Origin of the sequence: Falsarthrobacter nasiphocae (assembly GCF_031456275.1) — a bacterium.
Taxonomy (GTDB): Bacteria; Actinomycetota; Actinomycetes; order Actinomycetales; family Micrococcaceae; genus Falsarthrobacter; species Falsarthrobacter nasiphocae.
In genome coordinates this window covers 736,134-759,483 of record NZ_JAVDUI010000001.1, presented here as the reverse complement: position 1 = coordinate 759,483, position 23,350 = coordinate 736,134, and the positions used below count along the sequence as shown (strand labels likewise).

The window sequence follows — 23,350 nt, the reverse complement described above, 5'->3', positions numbered from 1 at the left end:
CCGCTGTTGCGTTTCGCGTAGAATCGACGGGTGCTTCGTACCGCGCGCACGCTCCTGCGTGCCCTGTGGTGAGAAGCCGGACGGCGTCGCTGCACCTGGCGACCAGTCCGCCGCTCAAAGTTTTGGGATCCACTGCCTTTTGAGGGCCGCGTGAGCATCCCGGGTGAGTGTCGGGCGCGGTCGGAGCGATGACGTGGAACTCCACGCCGCTCGCCGTTGCCCGAAACCGCCGTAATTGGCCCGACACAAGGAGAACTCATGAAGGTCCGCAACTCGCTCCGCGCGCTGAAGAAGATCGACGGCGCCCAGATCGTCCGTCGCCGTGGCAAGACGTACGTCATCAACAAGAAGAACCCGCGCATGAAGGCTCGCCAGGGCTAAGTCCCCGAGATGCGCGTTCTCACGTTGCCGCCAGAGACCCCGGACCGATTGGTTGCGGGGTCTCTTGCTGTCCAGGCGGGCCTGCTGGCCGCGCGCATGCGCGCCGACCGCCTGATCGGGGAGAGCAAGTCCAACGTGGCCGACATCGTGACGGAGGCCGACCGCGCCGCCGAGGCCCTCGTCGTCGGCGGACTGCGGCAGGCGCGCCCTGCGGACGGGGTCCTCGGGGAGGAGGGCGCGGCCGCCGAAGGCACGAGCGGGCGGCGCTGGATCATCGACCCGGTGGACGGCACCTATAACTTCCTCTCCGGCGCGGGGCCGTGGTGCTCCGCGCTGGCGCTGGAGACGGGCGGAGAGCCCGTGTCTGCGGTCTTCGTGCCGGGCACTCGCGAGCTCTTCACGGCCGACGACGGCGTGGCCCGCTGCGAGGTGATCCCCGAGGGGCCCGCAGAGGCCGGTCTGACACGGGGCGGTTCGGCGGAGGCGAGCTCGGGGACGCCAGACGCGGTGCGAGGCGGTGCCGCGCGGGTGCTGGAGGGGACGGTCGCTGCCGGCCCCCTGGCGCAGCTCAGCCTGGCGACCTACCTGCACCCGACGTGGATGCGTGATGAGGCCGTGCGCGCGGTGTGGCACGAGGTGGCCGCGAGTGCCGCCACGGTGCGGATGTTCGGGTCGGGCTCCGTGGATCTCGCCTACGTGGCCGACGGGCGGATCGGCGCGTGGATGCAGCATTCCGTGCCGGAGTGGGACTGGCAGCCCGGGCGCGCGCTCGTCGAGGCGGCGGGCGGCGTCACGGCCCAGGCGGCCGCGGGGGGCGTGGTCTGGAGCCTGGCTGGCGGCCGTCAGGCCGTGGAGGAGATGACGCGGCTCCTGGGGGCGTGACAGGCCTGGCCGGCGCCGCGCCCGGGCCTGGGCCGCGGGCGCCCGGGGCGGGGCTCGTGCGTGCTCATCGTGTCCACCCCTCGCCCTAGACTGGGTGAATCATGGATTTCCTCTTTGACCCCTTCTTTGACGCGAGCAAGGACAAGCCCGGCCCCCAGGCGCGGCTGCCCCGCACCGCCCCCGGGTTCGCCCAGGAGGACCTGACGGGGCAGGATCCATTTGCGGCGGAGGCCCCCGCCGCGGCGGACGCCGCCGACGCTGCCTCGAGCCTCCTCGAGGGGCTCAATCCGCAGCAGCACGCCGCCGTCGTCCATCAGGGCACGCCCCTGCTCATCGTGGCAGGCGCTGGCTCGGGCAAGACGCGTGTCCTCACCCACCGCATCGCCTACATGCTGGCCACACGGCGCGCCCACCCGGGGGAGATCCTGGCCATCACCTTCACCAACAAGGCTGCGGCTGAGATGCGGGAGCGCGTCGCCGAGCTTGTGAGGGAGCGCGCCGGGCGGATTTGGATCAGCACGTTCCACTCCTCGTGCGTGAGGATCCTCCGCCGCGAGGCGGCAGTCATCGGCATGAGCCAGAACTTCTCCATCTATGACTCCGCGGATTCGCTCAGGCTCATCACGCTCGTGGCACGCGGCCTGGACTTGGATCCCAAGCGCTTCCCGCCCAAGCAGATTCAGCACGCCATCTCCGGGCTCAAGAACGAGCTCGTGGATGAGGAGGACTACGCCCGCACGGCCAACCCGGAGGACCCGTTCGAGTCCGCCGTGTCCCAGGTGTACGCGGGCTACGCACGCCGGCTCCGGCAGGCCAACGCGATGGACTTCGACGACCTCATCGCTCAGACCGTCTACATGTTCCGGGCCTTCCCCCAGGTGGCGGAGAACTACCGGCGCCGCTTCCGGCACGTGCTCGTGGACGAGTACCAGGACACCAACCACGCCCAGTACGCCCTCGTGCGGGAACTCACTCAGGACGGGGACGTGCCCGGCGCGGAGCTGACCGTCGTCGGAGACTCGGACCAGTCCATCTACGCGTTCCGCGGGGCGGACATCCGCAACATCATCGAGTTCGGCAAGGACTACCCCAACGCCGAGACCATCCTCCTGGAGCAGAACTACCGGTCCACGCAGAACATCCTCACCGCGGCCAACGCGGTCATCTCCAAGAACCCGGACCGCCCTGAGAAGCGCCTCTGGACGGCGTCAGGGGACGGCGAGAAGATCGTCGGGTACGCGGGCGAGTCGGAGCACGCGGAGGCGGAGTTCATCGCCCGGGAGATCGATCGCCTCGGGGACGAGGGGCTGGCGCGCCCCGGAGACGTGGCCATCTTCTACCGGACCAACGCCCAGTCCCGGAGCATCGAGGACATTCTTGTGCGCTTCGGCCTGCCGTACCGCGTTGTCGGCGGCACGCGCTTCTACGAGCGCAAGGAGATCAAGGACGTCCTCGCCTACCTGCGGGCCATGGTCAACCCGGAGGACGACATCAACCTCCGCCGCATCCTCAACGAGCCCAAGCGCGGCATCGGGGACAGGGCCGAGTCCGCGGTGGCGAGCCTCGCCGAGCGGGAGCGGACCAGCTTCATGGCCGCCCTGCGGGCCTCGGACCGCGCGCCCGGGCTCGGAACGCGCGGGGTCAAGCTCACGCAGCAGTTCGCGGCCCTCATGGACGAGCTCGCCGGTGTTGCAGAGAAGGAGGGGCCCGTCGCGGCCGTCGAGGCCGTGCTCCAGCGCACCGGCTACCTTGAGGCCCTGCGCACGAGCTCGGACCCGCAGGACGAGTCCCGAGTGGAGAATCTCGCCGAGCTGGTGGCTGTGATCCGCGAGTTCGCCGCCGAGAACCATGAGGGAACGCTCGCCGAGTATCTCGAGCAGGTGGCCCTCGTCGCGGACGCGGACCAGATCCCGGACGCACCCGAGGGCAGCGCGGCCGAGGTCGCCGCAGCCGTCGAGGAGGCGCGCCGGCAGGGCGTGGTCACGCTCATGACCCTCCATACCGCCAAGGGCCTGGAGTTCCCCGTCGTCTTCCTGACCGGGCTGGAGCAGGGTCTCTTCCCGCACAGCCGCTCAGCGGCGGATCCGGCCGAGCTCGCCGAAGAGCGCCGCCTGGCCTACGTGGGCCTGACTCGTGCCCGGGAGCGCCTCTACCTGACGCGCTCCGAGGTGCGCTCCATGTGGGGGCAGAGCCAGTACAACCCCGCGAGCCAGTTCCTCGATGAGATCCCGGAGCACCTCGTTGAGTGGAAGCGGGAGGGCTCGTCGCGCCCCGCCTTCGGGGCCGGATCGAGCTGGAGCGGCTCAAGCTGGGGAGGATCCTCCTGGGGGTCCGGAGCCGGGCGGAGCGGTGCATCCGGCAGCGAGGCCCGGACCCTTCCGAGCGGGCCCCCCGTCGGCGGGCCGGCGTCCTTCCCCGGGCGGCCACCGTCGTCGCCCTCTCCCGCAGGCAAGAAGGCGGAGGCCGAAGAATTTGTGGTGGCGTTCTCCGTCGGAGACGCCGTGGAGCATGCGACCTTCGGCAGGGGCACCGTCCTGGCGCTCGAGGGCGCGGGCGCCAAGACCGTGGCCAAGGTGCGGTTCGGCTCAACCGAGAAGCGCCTCCTGCTCCGATACGCGCCCCTGACTCCCGCTTCCTGACATTCCCTGGGCCCGGCCCGCCCACAGACAAGCCCAAGAATGTGGCCTTTAACACACGGCTTGGGTCTAGTAGGCGGCTCACGGGCGAGAGGGCTAGAGTTCCCCATAGAGGCTCACGTCGCGCTCACGCGCAGGCGGAGGCCCCAGACCCATGACTTCGACGTAGAAGGACACAACCCGTGGACCTGTTTGAATACCAGGCGCGCGATCTCTTCGAGGCGCACGGCGTTCCCGTGCTCGCTGGCATCGTTGCGCACACCCCCGAAGAAGCGAAGGCCGCAGCAGAGAAGATTGGCGGCGTCACCGTTGTCAAGGCTCAGGTCAAGGTTGGCGGCCGCGGCAAGGCCGGAGGCGTCAAGGTCGCCAAGACGGCCGACGAAGCCTACGAGCACGCCAAGGCCATCCTCGGGATGGACATCAAGGGCCACACCGTCAACACGGTCATGATCGCCCAGGGCGCGGACATCGCCGAGGAGTTCTACTTCTCGGTCCTCCTCGACCGTGCGAACCGCAACTACCTCGCCATGTGCTCCGTCGAGGGCGGCATGGAGATCGAGCAGCTCGCCGTCGAGCGCCCCGAGGCCCTCGCCCGCGTGTCGGTTGACCCCCTCGTCGGCATCGACGCGGCGAAGGCCAAGGAGATCGTCCAGGCCGCGAACTTCCCGGACGACCTCCAGGACAAGGTGGCCGAGGTCATCGTCAAGCTCTACGGCGCCTTCAAGGCTGAGGACGCCACGCTCGTTGAGGTCAACCCGCTCGTCCGCACGGGCGCCGGCGAGATCATCGCCCTCGACGGCAAGGTCAGCCTCGACGACAACGCCTCCGAGGTCCGCCACCCCGAGCACGAGGCCCTTGAGGACAAGGAAGCCGCTGACCCGCTCGAGGCCAAGGCCAAGGCCAACGGCCTCAACTACGTCAAGCTGGACGGCGAGGTCGGCATCATCGGCAACGGCGCAGGCCTCGTCATGTCCACGCTGGACGTCGTCGCCTACGCCGGCGAGAACCACGGCAACGTGAAGCCCGCCAACTTCCTCGACATCGGCGGCGGCGCGTCCGCTGAGGTCATGGCCAATGGCCTCGACGTCATCCTCGGTGACGAGCAGGTCAAGAGCGTCTTCGTCAACGTCTTCGGCGGCATCACCGCGTGTGACGCCGTCGCCAACGGCATCGTCAAGGCCCTCGAGATCCTCGGCGACAAGGCCACGAAGCCGCTCGTCGTCCGCCTCGACGGCAACAAGGTCGACGAGGGCCGCGCGATCCTCAACGACGCGAACCACCCGCTCATCACGCTCGCCGAGACGATGGACGAGGGCGCCGACAAGGCCGCCGAGCTCGCCCACGCTGCCAAGTAGACCGCGAAGGAAGAAAACATGTCTATCTACCTGAACAAGGACTCCAAGGTCATCGTCCAGGGCATCACCGGCGGCGAGGGCACCAAGCACACCGCGCTCATGCTCAAGGCCGGCACGCAGGTCGTCGGCGGCGTCAACGCGCGCAAGGCCGGCACCACGGTGGCCCACAAGGACGCGCAGGGCGCCGACATCGAGCTCCCCGTCTTCGGCTCCGTCTCCGAGGCCATGGAGAAGACCGGCGCTGACGTCTCCATCGTCTTCGTCCCGCCGAAGTTCACGAAGGACGCCGTCGTCGAGGCCATCGAGGCCGGCATCGGCCTCGTCGTCGTCATCACGGAGGGCGTGCCCGTGCAGGACTCGGCCGAGTTCTGGGCGCTCGCCCAGTCCAAGAAGGACGCCGACGGCAAGCAGATCACGCGCATCATCGGCCCGAACTGCCCCGGCATCATCACGCCCGGCGAGTCGCTCGTGGGCATCACCCCGGCGAACATCACGGGCAAGGGCGGTGTCGGCCTCGTCTCGAAGTCCGGCACGCTCACCTACCAGATGATGTACGAGCTCCGTGACCTCGGCTTCTCCACGGCCATCGGCATCGGCGGCGACCCGGTCATCGGCACGACGCACATCGACGCTCTCGAGGCGTTCGAGGCAGACCCCGAGACCAAGGCCATCGTCATGATCGGCGAAATCGGCGGCGACGCCGAGGAGCGCGCGGCCGAGTTCATCAAGGCCAACGTCACGAAGCCCGTCGTTGGCTACGTGGCCGGCTTCACCGCTCCTGAGGGCAAGACCATGGGCCACGCTGGCGCCATCGTCTCCGGCTCCGCTGGAACGGCCCAGGCCAAGAAGGAGGCCCTCGAGGCCGCCGGCGTCAAGGTCGGCAAGACGCCGTCCGAGACGGCTCGCCTGCTCCGCGAGATCTACCCGGCCTAACTCGGTCCGGGGGTGACCCCGGCCAGGCCTAGAGAAGCGGCCCCACCCGTTCGCGGGAGGGGCCGCTTTTCTGCGCCCCGGAGCTGGCCTCGTGTCCCGGCGGAGCTGGCCTCGTGTCCCGGGGGAGCTGGCCTCGTGTCCCGGGGGAGCTGGCCTCGTCTTCCGGGGCCCATCCCCGCTGCCCCACCCCGTTGCCAGCAGCGTTGCCCCACCCCGTTGCGTGGCGATTTTCAACCAGAAAATCGCGCTCCAGCGTGCAGAAATCGCCACGCAACGACAGGGACGGCAACGAGAGGGACGGCAGCGGGAGGGACGGCAGCGGGAGGGGCGGCAGCCAGCCGGGGAACCGGCCCGGCACCCTAGCTGATGAGCTCCCGGATGTCTTCGGCGGTGAGCTTGGACCCGAAGGCGTCCTCGCCCTCGCTCATGACGGCAGACACCAGCTTGCGCTTGGCCTCCTGAAGCGCAACGACCTTCTCCTCGATGGTGTCGCGTGCGACGAGGCGGTACACCATGACGTTGCGCGTCTGCCCGATGCGGTGTGTCCGGTCCACGGCCTGCGCCTCCGCGGCGGGGTTCCACCAGGGGTCGAGGAGGTAGCAGTAGTCGGCCTCGGTCAGGTTGAGGCCGAAGCCGCCGGCCTTGAGCGAGATGAGGAAGACCGGGGCCTTTCCATCCTTGAACTCGTTGACGGCGGCGGCCCGGTCCCGCGTGGCGCCGTCGAGATAGGCGTAGGGAATGCCGGCCGCCTCCAGGCGAGCCGCAGCCCGCTTGAGGAAGGACGTGAACTGGCTGAAGACGAGCGCCTTGTGGCCCTCCGCGATGACGTCCTCGAGCTGCTCGAGGAGGACGTCGAGCTTGGCGGAGCCCACCTCCTCGTACTCCTCGGACACGAGGGCGGGGTCGAGGGACATCTGCCGCAGGAGCGTGAGGGACTGGAAGACGGTGAACCGGTTCTTGTCCATGTCGGTGACGAGCTGGAGGACCTTCTGACGCTCCCGCTGCAGGTGCGTGTCGTAGACCTTGCGGTGCTTCGCGGACAGGTCCACGCCGAGGACCTGCTCCTGCTTGGGCGGCAGGTCCGTCACCACGGCGTCCTTGGTGCGTCGGAGCATGAAGGGCCGGATGCGCTTGCGGAGCCGCCGGAGGACCTCGGGGCTGTCACCGCGCTCGATGGGCCGGGCGTACTGGTCCGTGAAGCGGGTGGCGGAGGAGAAGAGGCCGGGGGAGACGATCGAGAAGATCGAGTAGAGGTCCAGGAGGTTGTTCTCCATGGGGGTGCCCGTGATGGCCAGTTTGAACGGCGCGTCGAGTTCAGCCGCAGCCTGGTGGGCCTTGGTCTTGCGGTTCTTGACGAACTGCGCCTCATCAAGGAGGAGGCCGGCCCAGGGCAGGGCGGAGTAGGCCTCCGCGTCCAGGCGAAGGAGCGTGTAGGACGTGATGACGATGTCCGCGCCCTCAATGGTGTCCGCGAGGCGCGTGCCGGCCTTCTTCTCGGTGTCCCGCACGTGGATGACGCGCAGGCCCGGGGCAAAGCGTGCCGCTTCCGCCTGCCAGTTGGGCCCGACGGATGTGGGGGCGACGACGAGGAACGGTCGCGCCGATCGGGGATCCCGTGCGGCCTGGGAGTCCTCCGCGCCAGCACCGCCGTCGACCCCGAAGACCGCATTGCGGGCCGCGACGATCATGGCGAGGGACTGGAGGGTCTTGCCGAGGCCCATGTCATCGGCGAGAATGCCGCCCAGGCTGTGGGAGCGGATGAAGTCCAGCCAGCTGTAGCCCTCCACCTGGTAGTTGCGGAGGGTGGCGTTGAGCCCCTCGGGGACGGGCGCGGGGTCAGCCTTGTCGAGGGTGAGCAGGCCCGCAACCGCGTTCTTCCACGCCGTGGACTCGATGGACTCGGCCGCGAGCTGGCAGAGCTCGTCCCAGAAGTCCACCTGGTACTTCGTGATGGAGATGGTGCCCTCTTTGTCGGTGAGGTGGGAGGCCTCGTCGACGAGTTCGCGCAGCTTCGAGAACAGCGGCTGCTCCAGCGAAATGTAGGTGCCCGAGCCATTGGGCAGGAGCATGCGGGACTGCCCGTTCGTCAGCGCGCGGAGGATGTCCGCGAGCGGGATGCTGTGCTCGCCCACCCGAATGAGCAGCCCCAGGTTGAACCAGTCGCGGTCCGAGGACTCGACGGTTGTGAGCATGAGGCGCGGGTCCTCGACGAGCTCGTGGAACGCGGGCTCCGGCCCTTCAGTGAGCACGACGACGTCCGGCACGGCGCGAAGCCGCGGGAGAGCGACCCTGACGAGGTCCATGAGCGCGAGCCCCTTGAACACGGCCGGCCCGAGGTCCCCGAGGGGGTAGGCCCGCAGCGCCTCCTGGGAGATCTCCTGCTCGGCGATCCGGTCCCGGGAGGAGTCGTCGTCCGGGGCGGGGTCCGAGTCCGCGGCGAAGGACTGGGCGCCGTCTCCCTCGCCGTAGACGAAGCGGAAGTCGATCTCTGCGCTGCGCTTGGCCGAGTACGCGACGTGCACCTCGAGGCGCGGCGGGGCCAGGTCGGGGACGTCGAACGACTCGTCCGTGGAGACGATGGGGACGACCCGCCCGAGCCGAGGGAAGTCCTCCCGGACGAAGTTCGAGACGTCCTCGGCGGGCACTCGGTAGGTGCGACCGTCTGTCAGGGCACGCGCGGCAGCGTCCGTGATGGGCCGGGGGGAGGGGGCGAGGAGGATGTGCTCGCCGTCGATCGTGTAGACGCCGTGGCGGAAGACCACCCCGGACGTCGCTGCTGGCCAGCGGCGGCCGTCGATCTCCGCGGTGGGCCGCAGAGCCAGCGCCTCGTCGTCGAGCGACGCGTCCAGCTCGACCCATCCGTGGGAGCCGAGCGTGATGTGCGCGTTCTTGCGGGTGCCGACGAAGGCGATGCCGAGCTTCGCGGCCTCCTCGAGGAGCGGCCAGATGAGGGGAGAGGTGAAGTCGTCGAGGTAGATCCACTCGTTGTCCTCGCCGAAGTGGAGCTGGCCGTTGGCGCGGTACAGGGGCACGAGCTGGGCGAACCACCGGTGCTGGCGCGGCTCGAAGTGGTGGCCGTAGGTCTTGAAGCTGATCGAGTTCCAGCGGAGGCTCCCGCGGGTGACGCGCCCGTTGTCCTTCATGATGACGGGCCGGATGCCGAGCCGCGGCCGGGAGTTGGCGCTGCGCTGCTCTGGCTGCGTGCTCAGGCGGCGCGTGCTCGAGATGTTCGCGTCATGGACCTCGAACTGGAGGGCCAGGCGCGTGTCCGGCTCCACACGGGACTCGCCGGAGCGCCCGCCCGTGACGAGGTGGGTGAGCTCCGTGCGCCAGGAGGGCGCGAGGTGGGCGAACGCGGAGGATTTGCTGGGGGCCTCGGTCTCCTCGAATTCTTTGTGCAGCGCATTTGAGCGGATGAGGGCTGCGGCGGCCCGAATTTTGGCCTCGGGAGACTCGTCCTCGCCGAAGTCCTCAATGGTCCAGTCGCCGGCCCCTCGGCTGCCTTCGGCGGAGAGCGTGATGGTGAGACTGTGCGCCCCATCGTCGTCGTGGACCTCGGCGCGCACAGTCGCGGTGTCCGGATCGAACTCGATGGCGGGGATGTGCTCGTCGTTGGCGAGTGCGCGCCCGCGGGTGAAGGCGACGCCGCCTAGGGCACTGAGAATCTCGCGGGCATCGACAAGGGGGAGGCGAGCGGTCATTCGTCTATAGTTTCACGAATTCGGCGACAACACGACGCCGAGCGGGACTCCCCAGCGCAGCCCCGCCGGCCTGCCGCGGCCTCCACGGGAGTGGGAAGGTCCAGTATTGTCCCGTAGTATCTAATGGCCGGTGAAGCGCCGACGGTCCACGGACTGCGTCGTCTCTGAAGTCCCGCAATCTGGAGGAGATTCCCATGGCTGACGAGACAGCCCAGACGCATATTGACAACCCCGAAGACATCGCATTTGTCCTACACCGTGTCCTGGCCCACGGTGATTTCCTTGTGCGCAAGCTCCACACGCCCAGCGAAATGACCGCATCCCACATGCAGCTGGCCGAGGTGCTCCTCGACGGCCCGCAGTCCACTGTCGGTCTCGCGCAGATCTTCGGGTTCCGCTCGCCCACCATCACGGGGCACGTCAAGGCCATGCTCGAGCGCGGCTGGGTGGAGAAGATTCCCTCCACCGAGGACCGCCGCTCCGCCTTCATCTCCCTGACGGCCGCAGGCGAGGAGGCCTACCAGCGCGAGCTCTCCCGCAAGCTCTCGGCGCTCTCCCGCTACCTCATCTCCATCGACGCGGCCGACCGCGCCCGGATCGGCGAGGCGCTGGAGCTCGTGGACCGCGAGCTCCTCGAGCGGCCCATCGAGTTCTGACGCGATGTCCGCGCAGCACGCTCAGCCGGGAACGGCCCCGCAGCACGCCTCGGCGGGAACGGCCCCGCAGCACGCCTCGGCGGGGGCGCCTCCTCAGCACCGCAGCCACCGGGCGCTCCACGTGGACACGCTCGAGCACTTCGACCGCCTCTGCGCGTGCGTCGCACGCGCGCACGGCTGGCACGTCGGCGAGATCGACCTGACGGGGCGCCGCGCTGAGCTGGGCCTCCTGGATCTTCGCGGCTGCCTCTTCCTGGGAACGGCCCTCCCGGAGGGGTACGACGACGTTGCCCGTCGGCGTGGGGCCCTCGTCTTTCCGGCGCTCGAGGCCATGCCCTTCGACCCGTACCGGTCTACGCCGTACTCGCCGGAGGAGCTCTATGCGGGGCTGGACGCCGGTGGGGTCTACGAGCAGACGCCGGACGCGCGCATCTACCACTGGTACCGGGCGGAGGCGGGGGACCCGGACGCACAGGGAGCCTCGCTCTCTATGGCGATCCACGACCATGCCATGGGCCAATCGCTCATCGAGCTCACCTCGGCCGGCGGATTCGCGGGGGTCATGGGCGGTCACGCGGCCGTGCGCGGCTCGGACGAGTACGCCGAGGCCGCCCGTCTGGGCTACCTCCTGGCGCGGGCGGGCCTCACGGTAGCCACGGGCGGCGGCCCCGGGGCCATGGAGGCGGCCAATCTCGGGGCGTACATGTCCCCGTTCGGCGAGCAGGACCTCGGGGAGGCCTGCGCGGCGCTCGCGGACGTCCCGTCCTTCCGCCCGAGCGTGAGCCAGTGGGCCCGCGCAGGGTTTGACGCGCGACGCCGAGCCGGAGACCTCCCCGGCGGCCGGAGCCTCGGCATCCCGACGTGGTTCTACGGGCACGAGCCGCCGAACGTCTTCGCCACGGACATCGTCAAGTACTTCGCCAACGCGCAGCGGGAGGCCGTCCTCCTTGAGCTGTGCGACGCCGGGATCGTGTTCCTCCCGGGCGCCGCCGGCACCGTGCAGGAAGTCTTCCAGGACGCGTGCGAGAACTACTACGCCGCCGCAGGCACCGGTCCCAACCCCATGGTCCTTGTGGGCCGGGAGTACTGGACCCGCACCCTGCCCGTGTGGCCCCTCTTGACGGCGCTGGCCGCGGGCCGCGACATGGCGGAGGCCCTCTTCCTCGTGGACACCGTCGAGGAGGCCGTGGAGATCCTCGGGCGGGGACGGGCCGGGACGGCTTAGCTCGCCCCGGCGCCAGCCGCCGTCGTCGTCCCCAGTCAGACGACCGCGCCGCCGCCGATCAGCAGGCCGATCGCATAGGTGACCGCCGCCGCTGCGAGACCGATGAGCATCTGGCGGAGGCTCGGCTTGAGCGGAGCCGTGCCGGAGAGCAGGCCCGTGATGCCGCCCGTGAGGAAGAGGGACGCCGCGACGAGCCCAGCCGAGGCGAGGATGCCCGTCATGCCGGAGGCGCCGAACAGGAACGGGATGATCGGCACGAGGGCGCCGGCCGCGAAGCAGAGGAAGCTCGAGATGGCCGCGCCCCAGGCGGAGTTCTTGAGCTCCTGCACCTCCTGCTCCGGGTTCTCCTCAGGCCGGTAGGAGAAGGAGCGGTCGCAGTCGCAGTCCACGTAGCCGAGGCGCTCCATGGCACGATGGCGTGCAGCCTCCCGGTCCATGCCCCGGGCGCGGTAGACGAGCTCGAGCTCGTTGGCGTCGAAGTCGAGGTCCGGGGCGGCCGTGAGGGTGGCCTGCGTGGGCTTCGAGGCGCCGAGGAGCTCCATCTGGCTGCGGACGGAGATGAACTCGCCCGAGGCCATGGACAGCGCGCCCGCAAGGAGCCCCGCGATGCCCGTGTAGAGGAGGATGTCCGGGCCGACGCCTGTCGCGCCGATGCCAAGGACGAGGGCCAGGTTGGAGACGAGGCCGTCATTCATGCCGAAGACGGCCGCGCGGAAGTTGCCCGAGAGCGCCTCGCGGCCCCGTGTGGCCAGGCCCCGGACGACCTCTTCGTGGATCTTCTCGTCAGCCGCCATCTGGGGCGTGGCGGCCGCGTCGCGGGCGTAGGGCGAGTCGCCCTCGGCGCGCTGGGCGAGGGCGAGGACGAAGATCGAGCCGAACATCATGGCCATGACCCGCATGACCCAGCGGCGGAGACTGGGGCGGCCCGGCCTGGCATGGGGGCCGAGGAGCCGGCGCCAGTGCTCGGCGTGGCGGGTCTCGGCGGAGGCCAGCTCAGTGAGGATGGCCTTCTCCTCGCCGGTCTTCTTCTCCGCGAGCTTGAGGTAGAGCTCGCGCTCCGCGATCTCGTCCGCGAGGTAGCGGTTCCAGCGGCGGATCTCGGCGGGGGTGGGGGAGGGGCTGGCGGGCCGGCCCTGGGCGGCAGGGCCGGGGGCCTGCAGCTGGGTCTGGCTGGGGGAGTCGTCTGCGGCAGGCGGGCGGGATTCGGCGCTCATGGTTGACAATTCTTCCCTGCTGGCGGGCGGGCGCCTATTGCCCCCGCCTAAATGGGGTGCGAGGTGGGGCGGTGTCCATGTGGGCCATGAATGCTCGAACGATGCCAAGGATGGTCCGGGATGGCGCCGCGAGAATGCTTCAATGTCGACGTGGAGCGATCAATTCTGGAGGGCTCTGTCCCGTTCCTCTCTGCGCCGTGGACAAAGACGCCCGCCGCCGCCGGAGCTCGCCGTGACGGCGACCCCGGCAGCGGCGGGCGGCTGTGAGAAAGGGGTATTGCTTAGGCGGGGATGACGACCGGGTTGACCATTGCGGCCACGCCCACGCTGTATGGCGTGCCCATCGTGTACTGGAGGGCGTAGCGGCAGCTGTGGAGCGAGCCGTCAGGGGCCGTGTAGTACCAGTCGAAGGGGATGGTCACGAGCGCCCCCGTCCAGCGCGACGCGGGGGAGTTCGAGCCCTTGGACCCCTGCCACTGGATCGAGACGCTCATGTCGAAGCCGGTCTGGGCGATGCCGCTGCCGATGGCGCCGAGGGTGGCGCGGCCGGTGAAGGTGGTGCCGTCGGCCAGGCGGATGGTGGCAGGGGCGACCTTGGATCCGAGCCCGGTGGACGGGTCGTAGAAGTACACCGAGACCGAGCCCTTGTAGTTGCAGGTGGACTTGAGGCCGAAGTTGTTGGCCGTCGTGGCGTTGATGAGGCCGCCGCCCGTGGTGCTGAACGAGCGGGCGCCGAGCACCTGGATGGAGTCGGTGCCGCAGACACCGGCGTTGAGCTGGGCGTCCGTGAGGTGGCAGCCCGCGGGGAGGGCCGGCGAGGCCGATGCGGACGGTGCGGCGGAGGCGAGGGCAATGGCGGGGACGGCCCACGCGGCGTTGCGGGATACGGCGCGACGGGAGATCTGGTTGGTCATCACGGTCCTTCCGAAAAGCTGGGGTGTAGAGAGATGCATGCTCAGCAATATGAGCAGCGTTAACAACTCTGGCGGAAGGTGAGTAGAACGTCAACCTAAATAAGAATCCAAAATGCGCCGCTTAAAAATAACGTCCAATATTTAAAATATACTGCGCCTCGAAAGGACCGCAGCATATTCATGTAAACATTGAGAATCGGCCCTCCCAGCGCCTACCGGGTTGCTGAATGGGACCGGCTGAGGCGGGCGCGCCACTCCGCGCGGATCGGCTCCGCGGTGACGGGGGTGAGCAGAGAAACAATCACATAGAGGGCAAGCGAGACGCCGAGGCCCCAGTAGATGGGCTCGTTCGCGAGGATCCCGTCCAGCGCAGAGCCGAGCTTGACCGCGTACGCCGCCATGGCCGCGACCGTCGCCAGCATGCCGCCGATCATTGCAGCGGTGGCGCCCGCGCCCGTGCCGCGCTTCCACACGAAGCCGCCGACGATCGCCACGAGGAGGCCACCGACGAGCAGGTCGTACGCCACGGTCAGGCACGCCACGACGACATCGCCGCCGCCCGAGGACAGCGCCATGAGGGCGGAGATCGCGGTCACGAGGAGGCCGAGGCCCAGGACCCACGCCCGGTTCCCGGAGATCTCGTCGTGGGCCTCCGCCGAACCGCCCTCAGCCGTGGACTCGGAGAGGGAGGCCCGGCCCGTCACGAGCGGCACAACGTCGTTCTTCGCCACCGTGGCGGCCGCGATGAGCGCGCCAGACGCCGTCGACATCATGGCGGCGATGCCAGCGGCAAGGACGAAGCCGCCGAGTCCCGCAGGAAGGAGGCGATTGGCAACCTCGGCGTAGACGTCGTCCCGGGCCACGATGCCGTCCCCGAGCACCGCCTTGGCGCCCATGCCGATGAGCGCGCCCGCTGCGCCGTAGAGGATGCAGTAGACGCCGGCCGCGGCGCCGCCGAACGTGGCCACGCGGGGCGAGCGCGCGGTGAAGACGCGCTGCCAGATGTCCTGTCCAATGAGGAGGCCGAGGGTGTAGACGAGGAACCAGGTGAGGATCGTCCCGGCGTCGGCCCCATGCTCCGCCGTGCCCACGAGGCGGAATGCCTCGTCGCCCAGGCGCTCGCGGACGCCCGCGAAGCCCCCGGCCTGGCTGAGGACGATGGGCAGCATGAGGAAGAAGATGCCGATGGTCTTGATGAAGAACTGAGCCTGATCCGCGAGCGTGATGGACCACATGCCGCCGACCACCGAGTAGACGAGCACGACCGCGCCCCCGAGGAGGACGCACAGCCACCGGTCCCACCCGAGGAGCACGTGGAGGACCGTCGCGTAGGCGCCGGTGCTCGTCACGGCGAGGGCCACCGTGTAGAGCAGCATGACGATCCCGGACGCGCGGGTGGCACGGGGGCCGTATCGCAGCGCGAGCATGTCGGAGACGGTGTAGATCCGCAGTCGGGAGATCATCCCGGAGAAGCAGAGGCTGAGCAGGAGCACGCCCACGCCGATGGCGACGACGAGCCACATCCCGGACAGGCCCATGCGGTATCCGAGGCCCACGCCGCCCACGGTGGATGCGCCGCCGAGGACGACGGCGGCCATGGTTCCCATGTACAGGAACGGGCCCAGGCGGCGGCCAGCCACGAGGTAGTCCGCCTGGTTCTGGGTGCGTTTCCGCCCCCACGCGCCAAAGGCGAGCATCGCCAGGAGATAGAGGGCGACGACGGCGATATTCAGGGCATGGCTCGTGTTCACCACGTCACACTATGCCCACGGTGGGGCGACGCGCCACCCTATCCCACGTGGACCCATGGGCGGCGCTTGGTGTCGGGCTCCGCCTCGCGGAGGACCTCGCGGGTCACGGGCGCGACCTCGCCCTGTCCGAACAGCAAGTACTTGAGGAGGTTCTGGATCGGGTTGCCCTCGGTCCACCGGAAATAGACGTGGGGCATCCGGCCCGTCTTGTTCCGGATGTGCAAGAGGACGGCCGCGATGGTGTTCGGCACATTGGAGGAGTGCACCTGGAGGATTCGGTGATCGCCGAGGCGGACGCCGCGCACCTCGAGGTGGCCCTCGAAATCGGACGAGTCGTCGACGAAGACCTCGATGAAGAACGGCTCCACGTTCTCCGGGAGGTGGTTGGCGGCCCGCGCGTGCTCCGTCTTCTGCGTGTAGCGCCCCTCGCTGTCCGCGGACGGGCTCGGCTCGTGGGCGATGAAGTGGAACACCTCGGCGTTCTTGACCATGGCGTAGGCGGCGTCGTCGAGGTGCACCGTGGTGGCCCTCAGCTCGAAGGAGCGGCGGGCTCGGGAGACGAAGCTGATGACGAGGATGGCCAGGATGAAGACGGATGCGATCTTCACTCCGTCCGGCTTCTCGACGATGTTCGTCAGTGTGGTGAAGGTGAAGATCAGGGCGATGACGCCGAAGAACCGGCTGTGTCCGCGGCGGCCGCGGCTTCTGAGGGAGATCGCCACCGCGAAGGCGGCCGACGTGATGAGCACGAGCACGCCTGTGGCGTACGCGCCGCCCTGAGCCTCGACGTTGGCGTCGAAGATGATGGTGATGATCCAGGCGGCAGCCGTGATGACGAGGACGAGGGGGCGCAGGGCCGAGGCCCAGGCGGGCGCCATCCCGTACCGGGGCAGGTAGCGGGGAACGAGGTTCAGCAGTCCCGCCATGGCGGAGGCGCCCGCGAACCAGAGGATGGCCACGGTCGAGATGTCGTACGCCGTGCCGAAGCCCTCGCCGAGGTACTCGTGGGCGAGATAGGCGAGCGCGCGGCCGTTGGCCGGGCCTCCCGGCTCGAATGCCTCGAGGGGGATGAGCCAGATGGTGAGGAATGAGGACGCGATGAGGAAGACGCTCATGATGACGGCGGCCGTCGTCAGCAGGTGATGGGCGCCCTTGATGCGGCCCATCGGCCGGGCCGGGTCGTCCCCGAGGCGCCCTTGGATCTGCGGGATGACGGCCACGCCGGTCTCGAATCCCGAGAGGCCGAGCGCCAGGCGCGGGAAGGCGAGGAGGGCGAGCCCGGCGAGGAGCCAGGGGTTGGTGTGCTGGGCGGTCAGGGCAAGCCACCAGTTGTCGATGACCTGCGGGTTGTCCGTCACGTGCATCATCGCGCTGACGATCACCACGACGTTCAGTCCCAGATAGACGACGACGAGCACCACCGCGAGACCGATCGCCTCGGAGAATCCGCGGACGAAGACCACACAGAGGGCGGTGATGAACGCAAGGGTGATGAGGACCTTGTAGTCCCCGAGCCAATGCGGGACAAAGGGGTTCTCGACGACGTGCGCGGTGGCGTCCGCCGCGGAGAGCGTCATCGTGATCATGAAGTCCGTCGCCGCGAAGCCGATGAGCGCGAGGACGAGGAGCTTGGCGTTCCACCGGCTGAAGAGCCGCTCCAGCATGGCGATGGAGCCCTGGCCGTGCGGGGACTCGAGCGCCACGCGGCGGTAGACGGGGAGCGCGCCGAAGAGGGTGACGAGGACGAGGACGATCGTCGCGATGGGGGAGAGGAGGCCCGCGGCGGCGGCGGCGATGGCCGGCTGGTAGCCGAGGGTGGAGAAGTAGTCCACGCCGGTGAGGCACATGACCTTCCACCACGAGTACTGGTGGGGAGTCTCCTCGGTGTGGGCGTAGGCCCCGCCGTGGTCTGAGTCCCGAGTGCTGTCCTGGAAGAGCCACCGCTGGAATCGCTCGGCCCGGGTGCGCTTGGACTGGATGCGTGGCGGCCCGAAAACCGACGACTTGATCTTCACGAGGGACGACACTACGCCCGATTGCGAATCCTGCGAAGCCAACTTTCAACGTGATCTGCGGCATACCTCCCGGGGCAGAGAGTGATCCGCGTCGACGCAGAGGCTCGGCGGGCCCCGGCGCGCGGCGCCGCTGGGCAAGGCGACAGCCCACCAGGGCCTGGATCATGCACATGCACCGCGCGTGTGTCTCCGGCCACTCTAGGATGGGTGGTGTGAGGCTGCTCTGGTGCAGTGCCAAGGCCCTCCACGCCGGGGCGAGCCCCGGACGACGCTAGGAGAATCACGTGAAAGAAGTGCGCATCGAGGAGGGTGGCCACCTCGGGCCGATCGACTCCTCTCTCACCCCCCGCTACGCAGGCCCGGCCACGTTCGCCCGGCTTCCCCGTCTCGACCAGGTCAGCCACGCGGATGTCGCCGTCGTCGGCATCCCCTTTGACTCCGGTGTCTCCTACCGGCCGGGTGCGCGGTTCGGCGCGAATCACGTGCGCGAGTCCTCCCGCCTCCTGCGCCCCTACAACCCAGCGCAGGACTATTCCCCGTTCGCCGCCGCTCAGGTGGCCGACGCGGGAGACATGTCCGTCAACCCCTTCAACATCAACGAGGCGCTCGAGGCCATCGAGGACAACGCGCTCGGCCTCACGGAGGGCGGCACGAGCCTGCTGACGCTCGGCGGCGACCACACCGTGGCCCTGCCCCTCCTGCGTGCGGCGAAGCAGCGGGCAGGCGAGCCGCTCGCGTTCCTTCACTTCGACGCCCACCTGGACACGTGGGACACGTACTTCGGCGCGGAGTACACGCACGGCACCCCGTTCCGCAGGGCGGTCGAGGAGGGCCTCCTGGACACGGACGCCATCAGCCATGTCGGCACGCGCGGCCCGCTCTACGGCAAGAAGGACCTGGAGGATGACCGGCGCTTCGGCTTCGGCATCGTCACGAGCTCGGACGTCTACTACCAGGGTGTCAAGGAGATCGTCGCCAAGCTCCTTGACCGCATCGGGGACCGCCCGCTCTACGTCTCGGTGGACATCGACGTCCTCGACCCGGCCCACGCCCCGGGCACGGGCACGCCGGAGGCCGGCGGCATCACGAGCCGCGAGCTGCTCGAGATCATCCGAGGCCTGCGGGGCACCAACCTCGTCGGCGCGGACGTCGTCGAGGTCGCCCCGGCCTACGACCACGCGGAGATGACGGGTGTGGCAGCCAGCCACGTCGCCTATGACCTCGTCACTCTCCTTGCGGAGCGTGCTTCCAACGACGACGACGCAGCCGCCGCGCCTGAGCGCCGCTGATCCACGTTCCACGCAGCCCGGCGGGGCTTCCCGCCGGGCCCACGACTTCCTAAGGAGCCGGCCCATGTCCGAGTCCCCCCACGCCCCCGCCGACGCCGTCTCCACCGTTGACCCGGAGAGCCAGCGCAACGGCGGAGACCTTGTCATTGAGACCCTTGAAGCGCTCGGCGCGAGCAAGGTCTTCGGCATCCCGGGGCAGCACGCCCTGGGGCTGTTTGACGCCCTGTCCCGCTCGAAGCTCGAGTTCATCTCCTCCCGCGTGGAGAACAACGCCGCGTTCGCCGCCGATGGGTTCGCGCGCGCAACCAACGAGGTGGGCGTGCTCTTCCTGTCCACGGGCCCAGGCGCCCTGACCTCGCTCGCGGGCCTGCAGGAGGCGTACGCCACCGGCGTGCCCGTCGTCGTCGTCGCCTCCCAGATCCCGACGGAAGGGATCGGCGCGCGCCGCAAGGGAATGCTGCACCAGCTCGACGACCAGAAGCTCTCGGCGGCCAACGTGACGAAGAGCCAGCGGCTCGTCCAGCACGCCTCGGGCATCCCGTCCGCGATCCAGGACGCCTGGACGGACGCGATCTCCACGCCGCAGGGGCCGGTCTGGGTGGAGGTGCCGCAGAACGTGCTCCTGGACCCGACGATCGTCCCGCGGGTCGAGGACGCGCTCGCGGAGCCGTTCGACAACCCGCCTCGCGTGGAACTCGTCCGCGAGGCCGTGGCGTGGCTCGCCGGCTCGAAGCGCCCGGCCATCGTGGCCGGCGGCGGTGTGAGGCGGGGCCACGCCGAGGCCTCGCTCCTGTCCATCGCGGAGAAGCTCGGCGCGCCCGTCATCTGCTCGCCTGGCGGCAACGGGGCCTTCCCGTGGGAGCACGAGCTCTCCCTCCAGTCCTGGATCGAGGACCGGCACACGACCGAGGTCCTGGAGGACGCCGATGTCCTCATCGCCATCGGCACCTCCCTCGGCGAGGTCACGAGCAACTACTTCTCCCTGGAGCCGCGCGGGCGGCTCATCCAGATCGACGCCGAGCCGCGGGTCCTCGAGTCCAACCGGCCGGGCCTCGGCATGCGCGCCGATGCGGGTCAGGCGCTGGCAGCCCTCGACGAGGCACTGACCCCCGAGGCCCTGGAGGGGCACGCGGCGGACTGGCACGGGCGGTCGCCGCAGGAGGTCGTCGCGGACACCCTGAAGAAGGTCGAGGAGCGGCTGGACGGCCAGGACCTCGCGATGGAGCGCCGCTTCATGGCGGACATCCGCGAGGCCGTGCCGGATACGATGCAGACGTTCTGGGACATGACCATCAGCGCGTACTGGGCATGGTCCTGCTGGGACTCCCGGGGCGGCGAGTTCCACTCGGCCCAGGGCGCGGGCGGCCTCGGCTACGGGTTCCCGGCCGCGATCGGCGCGGCTGCGGGCCTCGGCGAGCGCGTTTTCGCGGTGGCGGGCGACGGCTCTGCCATGTACTCCATCGCGGAGCTGGCCACGGCCAAGCAGCACAACCTCCCGGTCACCTGGCTCATCGTCGACGACGGCGGCTACGGCATTCTCCGCGAGTACATGGAGGGCGCCTTCGGCAAGGCCACGGCGACGGAGCTCGCGAGGCCTGACTTCAAGGCGCTGGCTGAGTCCTTCGGCATTCCGGCCGAGAAGACGACTCCGGAGGGCGTGGGGGAGGCGCTCAAGCGGGCGTTCGCCGCGGAGGGCCCCAACGTTGTGGTCGTCGAGGCGCTCATCCGCCTCTTCGCACCCACGCACCTGTAGCGGGGGCGGGGCCGGGCCTGAGCTCGCCGGCGGCTCGGGGTGCCGGGCCCGGCGGGTGTGGGCCGGGCGGTGAGCGCCCCGTCGTCGTGCTCATGCGGCGCCCGCCAGGCAGCCCGTCTCGGAAGAGGCGGGCTGCCTGCGTTTGGGGGCAAGACCCACGCCCAGGATTAATTAGTTGCTACAAGCAACTATTTCGCGTAGGGTGGATCAGCACTGTCTGACGACCCCTGGGAGCCCCGATGAACCACCCCGTCCCCGAGGGCGCGAGCCTGGGGCCCGCCGCCCCCGCCGACTCGGCCGCCCCCGCCGACTCAGCCGCCCCCGCCGACTCGGCCCGAGACGAGGCCGAACGGCTCGAGGCGGCCGGGCGCCTGGACGCGGAGATCGTGCAGTTCGCGCGGCTCGTGCGCCGGATCGCCGCCGCCAAGACGGCCGTCTACGGCGACGTCTCTGCTCGCCTCTCCGTCCTCGCGCACCTCGAGAGGCCCCAGCGCGCCCGGGAGCTCTCCGCCATCACGGGCCTGGGGGAGTCGGCGATGAGTCGGCACATCGCCCAGCTTGAAGCGGAGGGGCTCATCAGCCGCGAGGCAGACCCCGCGGATGGGCGCGCGCAGCTCGTCTCTCTCACGGACGCCGGACGGGAGCGCCTGGCGGCCCGCGCCGCAGAGCGCACGCAGCACCTGTACGCCGCCACGAAGGGCTGGGAGACCGGGCGGCTCCAGGCCGCGGCGGACGTCCTGGCCGACATCACCGCCCTGACCCTGTCCCTCCCGCACCCGGGCACTGCCCGGTGCGCCTCGCCGGAGCTGGGCACCGACCCGCACGGCCCCTTCCCTGCCGCCGGGGCCCCCGGCACACTCGACACGCAAAGCGAGACCGCATGACCTCCCAGACTCCACGCCCATCCGCGCGGCGAGCCATCCCCAAGGCCGGGCCCACTCCCGCGGCGCCTGCGCCGCAGGACCCCGCTGGCAGCCCCGTGCCCGCCGACGGACCAGCTCCCGCCAGCAGCCCCGCCCCCGCGGGCGGAGCGGCTCCTGCCATGACCCACCCGGAGATCGTCCGGGCGCTCATCGCCCTGCTCTCGGCGTTCTTCGTCGCGATGCTCTCGAGCACCGTCGTCGCCACGGCCCTGCCCCGCATGATGGGAGACCTCAACGGCGACCAGACCGCCTACACGTGGACGATCACGGCCACCCTCCTCGCCAACGCGGCCACGACCCCGATCTTCGGCAAGCTCGCGGACATGTACAACAAGAAGGTCCTCGTCCAGTGGTCCATCGTCGTGTTCGTGGCAGGCTCGGTCCTGGCCGGCTTCACGCACTCCGTGGCGCTGCTCCTCGTGGCGCGCACCATTCAGGGCGTCGCGATGGGCGCGCTCACGGCGATGGCCATGGCCATCATGGCGGTCATGATCGCCCCGCGCGAGCGCGGACGGTATTCCGCGTACATGGCCGTGACCATGGGCCTGGCCACGGCGGGCGGACCGTTGCTCGGCGGCTTCCTCGTGGACTCGGCGTGGGGCTGGCGCTCGACCTTCTTCGTGCCCGTGCCGATCGCCATCGTCTCCCTCATCCTCATCCAGCGCACTCTCCACCTGCCGCACACCCCGCGGAAGCAGGCCATCGACTTTCTCGGCGCGTTCCTCCTCGCTGCCGGCGTGACGCTCATTCTCGTGTGGATCTCGTTCGCGGGGAAGCCGGACTACTACGACTGGATCTCGTGGCAGACGGCCGCCATGGTCGGCGGTGGCGTCATCGTCCTGGCCGCGTTCGTCTTGGTGGAGCGCCGCGCGGCGGCCCCGGTCATCTCGCTCGACATCATCTCGGAGCGCACCACGGCCCTCGCCATTGCGGCCTCGATCTGCGTCGGCGTCGCGATGTTCGCCTCGACGAGCTTCCTGGGGCAGTACTTCCAGGTGGCCCGTGGCGAGACGCCCACCGTGTCCGGCCTCCTCATGCTGCCGATGATCGCAGGCAACATGACGGGGTCCGTCCTCTCGGGGCGGCTGATCTCCGCCACGGGCCGCTGGCGTCGTTTCCTCATCCTCGGCACGCTGCTGCTCGTCCTGGCGTTCGGGCTCCTCGCCACGATTGACCACGCCACGAGTCTCTGGCTCATCGGCGCCTACCTCGTGGTCCTCGGCCTCGGCCTCGGCATGCTCATGCAGAACCTGGTCCTTGCCGTGCAGAACAACGTCGGCTCGAAGGACGTCGGCACCGCCTCGGCCTCAGTGGCGTTCTTCCGCTCGTTCGGCGGCGCGGTCGGCGTCGCCGTCTTGGGTTCCCTCCTGGGCACCCGGGTGCAGGATCTCACGAAGACCCGGGTGACGGAGCACCTGGCCGAGCAGGCCAGGGCCGGGCACCCCGTGGACCCGCGCGCCCTTGAGGGCGGCGGGGGCGGCTCCACGTTGGACCTCGCGGCGATGCCGGACTGGCTCTCGGAGATTGTCCGCGGCGCGTACGGGGACGGCATGGCGTTCCTCTTCCTCATCACGGGCGGCCTCGCCGTCCTGGCCTTCGTGGCGGTGCTCTTCATCCGTGAGAAGGAGCTGCGGCGCACCATTGACCTGGAGCCTGCGGCGGAGAAGGGCGCGACGACGGCGCCTGGCGGCCTCGCAGACCCCGCGGGGGCGTGAAAGACTG

General features: G+C 69.6%; 16 protein-coding genes. 11 read left to right on the top strand and 5 right to left on the bottom strand.

Going from position 1 to position 23,350, the window contains the following annotated elements; genetic code table 11:
* The first annotated feature begins 258 nt into the window (after positions 1-258).
* The 5 genes from ykgO (at position 259) to sucD (ending at position 6,187) form a co-directional block, all read left to right on the top strand.
* Positions 259-381: a type B 50S ribosomal protein L36 gene (gene ykgO, locus J2S35_RS03365; RefSeq protein ID WP_309849817.1), complete on the top strand. Its 123-nt coding sequence runs from the start codon at positions 259-261 to the stop codon at positions 379-381.
* Between the two features lie 9 nt (positions 382-390).
* Positions 391-1,263: an inositol monophosphatase family protein gene (locus J2S35_RS03360; RefSeq protein WP_309849815.1), complete on the top strand. Its 873-nt coding sequence runs from the start codon at positions 391-393 to the stop codon at positions 1,261-1,263.
* A 101-nt stretch (positions 1,264-1,364) separates the two neighbouring features.
* Positions 1,365-3,902: a DNA helicase PcrA gene (gene pcrA, locus J2S35_RS03355; protein ID WP_309849812.1), complete on the top strand. Its 2,538-nt coding sequence runs from the start codon at positions 1,365-1,367 to the stop codon at positions 3,900-3,902.
* 179 nt (positions 3,903-4,081) lie between these two features.
* Entirely contained in the window at positions 4,082-5,254 is a 1,173-nt protein-coding gene (sucC, locus tag J2S35_RS03350; protein WP_309849810.1) for an ADP-forming succinate--CoA ligase subunit beta, read from the top strand.
* Positions 5,255-5,272: 18 nt separating this feature from the next.
* Complete coding sequence (sucD, locus tag J2S35_RS03345; RefSeq protein WP_309849807.1) at positions 5,273-6,187, top strand: succinate--CoA ligase subunit alpha; 915 nt, start codon at positions 5,273-5,275, stop codon at positions 6,185-6,187.
* 359 nt (positions 6,188-6,546) lie between these two features.
* Here the strand turns inward: sucD and J2S35_RS03340 are convergent, their stop codons facing one another.
* Positions 6,547-9,888 carry a DEAD/DEAH box helicase gene (locus tag J2S35_RS03340; RefSeq protein ID WP_309849805.1) on the bottom strand — a complete coding sequence of 1,114 codons (3,342 nt, stop codon included), beginning with the start codon at positions 9,886-9,888 and terminating at the stop codon, positions 6,547-6,549.
* Positions 9,889-10,082: 194 nt separating this feature from the next.
* On the opposite strand from J2S35_RS03340, the gene J2S35_RS03335 reads away from it, so the two are divergent.
* On the top strand, positions 10,083-10,544 hold the full coding sequence (locus tag J2S35_RS03335) for a MarR family winged helix-turn-helix transcriptional regulator (RefSeq protein ID WP_309849803.1): 462 nt from the start codon (positions 10,083-10,085) through the stop codon (positions 10,542-10,544).
* A gap of 4 nt (positions 10,545-10,548) precedes the next feature.
* Entirely contained in the window at positions 10,549-11,769 is a 1,221-nt protein-coding gene (locus J2S35_RS03330) for an LOG family protein (protein ID WP_309849801.1), read from the top strand.
* A gap of 35 nt (positions 11,770-11,804) precedes the next feature.
* Here the strand turns inward: J2S35_RS03330 and J2S35_RS03325 are convergent, their stop codons facing one another.
* The 4 genes from J2S35_RS03325 to J2S35_RS03310 form a co-directional block, all read right to left on the bottom strand.
* Positions 11,805-12,983, bottom strand: a complete 1,179-nt coding sequence (locus J2S35_RS03325; protein WP_309849799.1) for a VIT1/CCC1 transporter family protein — start codon at positions 12,981-12,983, stop codon at positions 11,805-11,807.
* 281 nt (positions 12,984-13,264) lie between these two features.
* Positions 13,265-13,897, bottom strand: a complete 633-nt coding sequence (locus J2S35_RS03320; RefSeq protein WP_309849797.1) for a hypothetical protein — start codon at positions 13,895-13,897, stop codon at positions 13,265-13,267.
* Between the two features lie 212 nt (positions 13,898-14,109).
* A complete protein-coding gene (locus J2S35_RS03315; RefSeq protein WP_309853019.1) occupies positions 14,110-15,594 on the bottom strand; it encodes a sodium:solute symporter in 1,485 nt (494 codons plus the stop codon).
* 92 nt (positions 15,595-15,686) lie between these two features.
* Entirely contained in the window at positions 15,687-17,495 is a 1,809-nt protein-coding gene (locus J2S35_RS03310; protein WP_309853016.1) for an APC family permease, read from the bottom strand.
* Between the two features lie 452 nt (positions 17,496-17,947).
* Here J2S35_RS03310 and speB point away from each other — a divergent pair, with 452 nt between their 5' ends.
* The 4 genes from speB (at position 17,948) to J2S35_RS03290 (ending at position 23,343) form a co-directional block, all read left to right on the top strand.
* Entirely contained in the window at positions 17,948-18,952 is a 1,005-nt protein-coding gene (speB, locus tag J2S35_RS03305) for an agmatinase (protein ID WP_309849794.1), read from the top strand.
* 64 nt (positions 18,953-19,016) lie between these two features.
* Positions 19,017-20,705 (top strand): thiamine pyrophosphate-binding protein, encoded by a 1,689-nt coding sequence (locus tag J2S35_RS03300; protein ID WP_309849792.1) that lies wholly within the window; start codon positions 19,017-19,019, stop codon positions 20,703-20,705.
* A gap of 239 nt (positions 20,706-20,944) precedes the next feature.
* The gene (locus J2S35_RS03295; protein WP_309849790.1) at positions 20,945-21,589 is read left to right on the top strand and encodes a MarR family winged helix-turn-helix transcriptional regulator; all 645 of its coding nucleotides are present in this window, start codon (positions 20,945-20,947) and stop codon (positions 21,587-21,589) included.
* 158 nt (positions 21,590-21,747) lie between these two features.
* The gene (locus tag J2S35_RS03290) at positions 21,748-23,343 is read left to right on the top strand and encodes an MFS transporter (protein WP_309853012.1); all 1,596 of its coding nucleotides are present in this window, start codon (positions 21,748-21,750) and stop codon (positions 23,341-23,343) included.
* The last annotated feature ends 7 nt before the right edge of the window (positions 23,344-23,350 follow it).

Coding starts and splice junctions, on each gene's coding strand:
- J2S35_RS03330 (WP_309849801.1), top strand. CDS start 10,549: ATGTCCGCGCAGCACGCTCAGCCGGGAACGGCCCCGCAGCACGCCTCG.
- ykgO (WP_309849817.1), top strand. CDS start 259: ATGAAGGTCCGCAACTCGCTCCGCGCGCTGAAGAAGATCGACGGCGCC.
- J2S35_RS03340 (WP_309849805.1), bottom strand. CDS start 9,888: ATGACCGCTCGCCTCCCCCTTGTCGATGCCCGCGAGATTCTCAGTGCC.
- J2S35_RS03325 (WP_309849799.1), bottom strand. CDS start 12,983: ATGAGCGCCGAATCCCGCCCGCCTGCCGCAGACGACTCCCCCAGCCAG.
- J2S35_RS03300 (WP_309849792.1), top strand. CDS start 19,017: ATGTCCGAGTCCCCCCACGCCCCCGCCGACGCCGTCTCCACCGTTGAC.
- J2S35_RS03295 (WP_309849790.1), top strand. CDS start 20,945: ATGAACCACCCCGTCCCCGAGGGCGCGAGCCTGGGGCCCGCCGCCCCC.
- sucD (WP_309849807.1), top strand. CDS start 5,273: ATGTCTATCTACCTGAACAAGGACTCCAAGGTCATCGTCCAGGGCATC.
- J2S35_RS03310 (WP_309853016.1), bottom strand. CDS start 17,495: ATGTGCCTCACCGGCGTGGACTACTTCTCCACCCTCGGCTACCAGCCG.
- pcrA (WP_309849812.1), top strand. CDS start 1,365: ATGGATTTCCTCTTTGACCCCTTCTTTGACGCGAGCAAGGACAAGCCC.
- J2S35_RS03335 (WP_309849803.1), top strand. CDS start 10,083: ATGGCTGACGAGACAGCCCAGACGCATATTGACAACCCCGAAGACATC.
- J2S35_RS03290 (WP_309853012.1), top strand. CDS start 21,748: ATGACCCACCCGGAGATCGTCCGGGCGCTCATCGCCCTGCTCTCGGCG.
- J2S35_RS03360 (WP_309849815.1), top strand. CDS start 391: ATGCGCGTTCTCACGTTGCCGCCAGAGACCCCGGACCGATTGGTTGCG.
- J2S35_RS03320 (WP_309849797.1), bottom strand. CDS start 13,897: ATGACCAACCAGATCTCCCGTCGCGCCGTATCCCGCAACGCCGCGTGG.
- J2S35_RS03315 (WP_309853019.1), bottom strand. CDS start 15,594: ATGCTCGCCTTTGGCGCGTGGGGGCGGAAACGCACCCAGAACCAGGCG.